Source organism: Streptomyces sp. NPDC047974 (assembly GCF_040653375.1).
In the GTDB taxonomy this organism is placed as follows: domain Bacteria; phylum Actinomycetota; class Actinomycetes; order Streptomycetales; family Streptomycetaceae; genus Streptomyces.
Genome location: NZ_JBEZNU010000082.1, coordinates 1 through 5137 on the forward strand (window position 1 = coordinate 1; position 5137 = coordinate 5137).

The following is a 5137-nucleotide window of genomic DNA, read 5'->3' on the forward strand; positions in this document are numbered from 1 at the left end:
CCACGGCCCGTCCCCCCGCGCCTTCACCTTCGCCTCCGCCTACACCGCCGCGGAGGCGGAGTCCTTCGCGGCGCGCTCCGCTCCCCACGACGGCGCAGTGCTCGTGCGGCGTGCCGAACTCGAAGCCGATCAGGCTCACGAGGTGACCCTCGGGCGAGCGGAAGTTGCGGATACCGTTCGGAGCGGCTTCGCTGGTCCAGTCGCTACGGCCGCTCAGGTACGCGGCCACGTAGGTGTAGCTCGCAAGTGACACGAAGAAGCAGTCGATGTCCTTGATTTCGGTCCCGTCGTAGAACGCGCGCAGGCTTCCGCCACCCAGGATGACCAGGTGGCGGACTTCGGCCGGCAACACGTCGAACAGGGACCGAGCGTGTTGCTCGGCAGTCATGGTTGGTCCCTTAGCGGATCAGGTTGGTGAAGCGCTCGGCGACGCGCAGTGCGCGCTCGGCTTCTTCCTCGTGCTCGTCGGCCTGCGAGTGCAGGACATCGGCCTTGTCGCGCAGCGTCGAGGCGGTGGCGATGCGGTCGGCGCTGATCTTGAACAGCTTGTCCACCTGGCCCTCCAGCACCTTCACCACGTCGGTCACGGTGTCCTTGCGGAACGGGGCGGTCAGCAGGTCGATTGCGATGGCGACGATCTCTTTCATTGGGGTAGTTCCTCGGCTTTGATGTGGATGACCACGCGCCGCCCTGGCTTGCCGTACATGACACGGCAGGCTTGGTCGGAGCGCGGGAGTTGGTAGGGGAGAACGAGGCTCTCAGCGAAGGAGAGCGGAGCATCAGCTGGGATGAAGCCGACGACCGAGCGGCCGTCAGTAGTCGGAGGTGGATACATCGGATGACTCGTCGGCGAAGTCGCCGTATTCGCCCGGAGCATCTGCATTGAGCAGACGGCCGGATGCGTGGTCGTAGCTGTAGTAGAGAACCTGGCCGTTCGACTGGCCGGTGAAGCGATCCTTGAGGACGCGGAAGGTCGTGCAGTTGCGCTCGGCCTCGTTCTCGGCCTGCGTGTTGCGCTCCAGGCCGAAGGCGAAGTGCGTCCAGAAGCCGATGGCGCGGCTGCCCTTGAAGTGACGGAGCATCACGCGCCCGCCTTCCTCGTGGGGCTTGCCTTCCGGCGTGGCGAGGTGCGAGACCAGGTAGATGCAGATGAGGTGGCGCTGCGCGAACTGCGCGATCTTCGCCATCGTGTCCTCCAGCATCTTCCGCTCGTCCTCGGCACCGGCCGCGAACGACGTGAGGTTGTCGAGGACGATGTGCTTGACGCCCTCGGCGACGACCATGTGGGCCATCTTGGCTTCGATCACGTCCCACTCGGACGAGCCGAAGTGGTCGTAGATGAACACCTGGCCCTTGTCGAGAATCTCGAACGCGGCTTCCAGTTCCTCCTGCGTCCAGCTCCCATCGGGAACGTGGAAGCGGCGGCCTGCAACCTTGCCTGCCATGCGCTTCGCCGTCTCGACCGGCTGCTGCTCTAGGAAGAACAGGCCAACACGGTCGCCGGTTTCCTGCGCGATGAAGGCTGCTTCCTCCATCAGCCAGTCGGTCTTGCCGATGCCGGTGCCTGCGCCGAAGGTGTAGACCTCGCCGTACCGCTTGCCGTAGGTCAGCGCGGTGAGGCGCGGGTCGTGCCAGGGCATGCCCATCGAGACCGGCTTGAGTGCCTTCTCCTTGAGGGAGCCGAACGTCACCACGCCATCGGGGCGCTTGGTCTGCGCTTCGTAGATGGCGCGAGTGATCGCCTCGGCGTCGCCACGCTGGAGCAGCTCGTTCGGGTCTTTCGCTGGGAGCTGTGCGATCTTGGCCTTGCCGGGAGTCAGCAGCAGCGCCACTTCCTGCGCGGCGGCCTGGCCCGGTTCGTCCATATCGAACATGAGCACAACCTCGTCGAAGCCGTTGACCCACTCCAGCTCGCGCTTGATGGACTTGGCTGCGCCTTGCGCCCCGTTCGGGACGGACACCACCGGCCAGCGGAGGCCGAGTGCCTGCGCCACGGAGAGCGCGTCGATCTCGCCTTCGGTGATGACGAGGCGTCGCCCCGGTTCGTAGAGGTGCTGGCCGAACAGCCCGCACGCCTTCGAGTCGCCGATGAACGAGAACTTCTTGTCGGGGTAGCGGAGCTTCTGCGCGACGATGCCGCCATCGCGCTTGTAGTTGGCGATCTGCACGGTCTTGCCGTGCTTGTCCTTGCCGATCCAGTAGCCGTACTTACGGCATGCTTCCTCAGTGATACCGCGCTTCGCCAGGGCTTGCGGTTCACCCTTCGCAAAGTCGCTCATGGTTTTCCTGCTGGTGGGTTGAGAGACCTCCTCGCCTTCGGCTGGCTCGTAGTGACCGCAGCCGAAGCAGTAGCCGTGCCCGTCGCTGTAGCGCGCAAGGTTGTCCTTGCTGCCGCAGTTCGGGCACGGCTCTTTGTGGAGGTATTCGGAGTCAGCGCTTTGCACGCTCCACGGACCACATGCGCTTGCGGTAGGAAATGCCGAGGCGACGATTCAGCGCACCCTTGACGGTGCGGCCCAGGCCGCGGAAGGGCTTGTCGGCGCTCGCCCATGCGCGCTCGAAAGCCAGGCGCATCGCGGACGGAATGACGGTGGTGGCAGTGTTGGTCATGCGTTCTTCTCCAGCAGGAACTTGGTGAATGCGGCGACTTCTTCGGTCGCATCGTTGGCGTCGAGGCCCAGCTCGTCGGTGCAGTAGTTGCGATACAGCTGGAGCAGCGCATCGACGCGGTACTGCTTCGGAGCGCGGCGCGCTTCCAGGAGCGGAGCCTTGCTGCGGCGCTGACGGCGCGACAGGCGATAGCGCGTGTACCGCTGCCCCGAGGCGTCCTCGCAGGTCTGCGTTTCGATCTCGAAGCCAGCAGCGCGCAGCTCATCGACGCGCGAGGCAAGGCGGCGGATGCGGTAGACGCCTTCGGCCTGCCACGAGGTCAGGTGCGAGTGGCGACGCAGGTGATCCAGGACGACCTGGGTTTGCGGGGGCAGCGGTTTCACGTTGGGTTCTCCTATCGAGGGAAGTCAGGTGCCCACACGACGGGCTTGCCGTAGGCGGCGAGCAGGCGTCGCAGCGCGGCGTGTTGGGCTTCGGTGAAGTTGTCCTCGGGCTGCATGGCGTCGTTGACGCCGCCCAGGAGGCAGACTTGGTATGCGGATTGGTTGTGCTTACCGGCGAGAGCGCCGGGCTGATTCAGCGGGCGACCGTCGTAGATCGAGCCGTCACGTTCGATGACGAAGTGGACGGCGATCTTCGAGTAGCCCTGCGAGCGGTGCAGGCGTGCGAGTTCTTCGCCGGTCGTGACCTGCTCGGGGCGGGTCATGCTGGCGAGGACGAACAGCGCCTCTACCGATTCCAGAGGTTTGAGGCGCACTTAGAGTTTGTAGAGGTGGACTTCGGTGCGTGGTTCTTCGTCCGGCTGCGCCCAGCGCTTACCGGAGAGCAGCCACATGACTTGCTTGTCGTCGGCCCAATAGCCGGTGGCTTTGGTCACAACGTCCATCGGCCCCTTGGCGAGGTTGTCCACGTCGCCCTTGGGAAACGCGGCCTTCGAGGTCTTGGCGCGTTTGCATACCGCGATGATGACCACTAAAACCGGATCGGTCGGCGACAGGTCCAGGTCACCGGCTGGCAGATGCTTCTCTGCGGCTTCCTTCCAGGTCTTGTAGGTCTTGCCGTAGTAGACGCCCCAGCGCGAAACCTTCGGGCGCGAGGCGGGCACCGGGTCAAACGGGAACGTGAGGGAGGCCAAATGCTCGGCCCCCCTCGCGGTGTCCACGATGACCGACAGCGGATCAGTAGTCGCCGTCATCGCCCTCGTCGTCGGAGTCGCTGTCGTCGTCCGAGTCGTCATCGCTGTCGCTGAACGGCGCGCTGTCGGCGGCCTCGTAGCCGTCCTCCTCGCCGAAGCCGTAGTCCTTGGCGTTGCGCTGGCCGAACTCGACCAGCTCGATCACCTGGACGGCGACCATGTAGCAGGTCAGGTAGAACTTCTTGGCCGATTCGACGAACGAGCCGCCGATCTCGTAGGAGACCTTGAGTTCGCTGCCGCCGCCGATCTGCGGCGGGTTGTCGATCTTCTTGCCGCGGGCGTCGAAGATGTCCGGGCGCATGGTGAACTTCTTGCCGGTGCGCTTGCTGACGCCGCTGGCCTTCATCTTGAACTTCACCAGCACGCGGCCGGTGTCATCGCCGTTCTCGTCGGTTTCTTCGGTGAACACCGGGGCCACTTCGGCACCCTTCTTCTTCTTCGGGTTCTCGCTCAGGAACTCCTGGAACAGCTCGTCGCGCCGGGTTTCCAGCTTCTTCGCCAGCGCCTTGAAGTCCTTGTCGTTCGGGTCGAACGCCAGGCTCACGGTGTATTCGCCTTCCGGCTTGAACTTGGTGTCCGGTTCGTTCAGGCGCGGCCACACTGCGGTGCCCTTGGGGGAGACGAATCGTTCGCGCTTCTTGGTTGCCATCAGTTGTCGGTCTCGTAGTTGGTCGGGAGATAGATGCCCGCGCGCCACAGGTCAGCGGCGGCGGTCAGCGGGGTGTCGGCGGAAATGCCGAAGGCTTCGTCGATGTCGAAGCCGATGAGCGCCTCGTCGATGAAGGCGTCGGTGATCGGGTCACGCATCACGGGTAGTGCGGTTTCAGCTCGCGCTCCGCGTAGCGGCGCACGGCGTTGAGGGTGTTGACCTGCCGGTAGCGGCAGTCCTGCTCCATGCGCGAGACGACCCGCAGCACTTCCATCGGATCGAGGCTGAGCACTTCGCAGAAGTTCTTGAAGGCACACGCCAAGCCGATCACCTGATCGGCCGGGTGGCCGAGGGACTGCACGCTGTCGATCACGACGAAAGCGCCGCGTGCGGCGCTCTCGGCAGAACGTGAGTGCAGTCCGTCGATGACGCGATCACGCACCTGCGTGCAGCTCCGTCATGCGGTGCTTGAACTCCTCGACCGTGCCGTGTTCGGCCGGGTTGTAGATGCCGAGGACCACACCGAAGTGGTCCTGAGCAACGTAGGTGTTCAGTGCGTGCTGGTAGTTGATGCTCATGTGGATGTTCTCGTTTGGGGTATCAATTGCCAAAGGGGGATGGACTAGGCAAAGAAATAGCGCGACTCCAGCACCAGGCTGAGGTCCAGGTCGCCATGCGGCGGG

Annotated in this window: 11 protein-coding genes; all 11 read right to left on the bottom strand. The window is 64.5% G+C overall.

From position 1 onward, the window contains the following. Nucleotides 1–388: hypothetical protein (locus AB0E19_RS38170; RefSeq protein ID WP_362189709.1), on the bottom strand; the 388-nt coding region annotated here is incomplete at its 3' end. Between the two features lie 10 nt (nt 389–398). Continuing rightward, complete coding sequence (locus AB0E19_RS38175) at nt 399–647, bottom strand: hypothetical protein (protein ID WP_005412417.1); 249 nt, start codon at nt 645–647, stop codon at nt 399–401. Nucleotides 648–812: 165 nt separating this feature from the next. Then, the gene (locus AB0E19_RS38180; RefSeq protein ID WP_004154589.1) at nt 813–2444 is read right to left on the bottom strand and encodes a toprim domain-containing protein; all 1632 of its coding nucleotides are present in this window, start codon (nt 2442–2444) and stop codon (nt 813–815) included. Continuing rightward, nucleotides 2431–2610, bottom strand: a complete 180-nt coding sequence (locus tag AB0E19_RS38185) for a hypothetical protein (protein ID WP_049434079.1) — start codon at nt 2608–2610, stop codon at nt 2431–2433. Before AB0E19_RS38185 ends, AB0E19_RS38180 begins: the two co-directional genes overlap by 14 nt. Then, nucleotides 2607–2993 carry a helix-turn-helix domain-containing protein gene (locus tag AB0E19_RS38190; RefSeq protein ID WP_004154592.1) on the bottom strand — a complete coding sequence of 129 codons (387 nt, stop codon included), beginning with the start codon at nt 2991–2993 and terminating at the stop codon, nt 2607–2609. Before AB0E19_RS38190 ends, AB0E19_RS38185 begins: the two co-directional genes overlap by 4 nt. A gap of 11 nt (nt 2994–3004) precedes the next feature. Then, entirely contained in the window at nt 3005–3367 is a 363-nt protein-coding gene (locus AB0E19_RS38195) for an N-acetylmuramoyl-L-alanine amidase (protein WP_004154593.1), read from the bottom strand. Further along, nucleotides 3368–3805 (bottom strand): RusA family crossover junction endodeoxyribonuclease, encoded by a 438-nt coding sequence (locus tag AB0E19_RS38200; RefSeq protein ID WP_160314062.1) that lies wholly within the window; start codon nt 3803–3805, stop codon nt 3368–3370. Continuing rightward, nucleotides 3789–4454, bottom strand: a complete 666-nt coding sequence (locus tag AB0E19_RS38205; RefSeq protein WP_004154595.1) for a hypothetical protein — start codon at nt 4452–4454, stop codon at nt 3789–3791. Before AB0E19_RS38205 ends, AB0E19_RS38200 begins: the two co-directional genes overlap by 17 nt. Further along, complete coding sequence (locus AB0E19_RS38210) at nt 4454–4612, bottom strand: hypothetical protein (protein ID WP_154267700.1); 159 nt, start codon at nt 4610–4612, stop codon at nt 4454–4456. The genes AB0E19_RS38205 and AB0E19_RS38210 overlap by 1 nt, the downstream gene beginning before the upstream one ends. After that, on the bottom strand, nt 4612–4896 hold the full coding sequence (locus AB0E19_RS38215) for a hypothetical protein (RefSeq protein ID WP_049397849.1): 285 nt from the start codon (nt 4894–4896) through the stop codon (nt 4612–4614). The genes AB0E19_RS38210 and AB0E19_RS38215 overlap by 1 nt, the downstream gene beginning before the upstream one ends. Next, nucleotides 4889–5032, bottom strand: a complete 144-nt coding sequence (locus tag AB0E19_RS38220; RefSeq protein WP_005412422.1) for a hypothetical protein — start codon at nt 5030–5032, stop codon at nt 4889–4891. Before AB0E19_RS38220 ends, AB0E19_RS38215 begins: the two co-directional genes overlap by 8 nt. Between the last annotated feature and the right edge of the window lie 105 nt (nt 5033–5137).

Coding starts and splice junctions, on each gene's coding strand:
- AB0E19_RS38175 (WP_005412417.1), bottom strand. CDS start 647: ATGAAAGAGATCGTCGCCATCGCAATCGACCTGCTGACCGCCCCGTTC.
- AB0E19_RS38185 (WP_049434079.1), bottom strand. CDS start 2,610: ATGACCAACACTGCCACCACCGTCATTCCGTCCGCGATGCGCCTGGCT.
- AB0E19_RS38200 (WP_160314062.1), bottom strand. CDS start 3,805: ATGACGGCGACTACTGATCCGCTGTCGGTCATCGTGGACACCGCGAGG.
- AB0E19_RS38205 (WP_004154595.1), bottom strand. CDS start 4,454: ATGGCAACCAAGAAGCGCGAACGATTCGTCTCCCCCAAGGGCACCGCA.
- AB0E19_RS38210 (WP_154267700.1), bottom strand. CDS start 4,612: ATGCGTGACCCGATCACCGACGCCTTCATCGACGAGGCGCTCATCGGC.
- AB0E19_RS38220 (WP_005412422.1), bottom strand. CDS start 5,032: ATGAGCATCAACTACCAGCACGCACTGAACACCTACGTTGCTCAGGAC.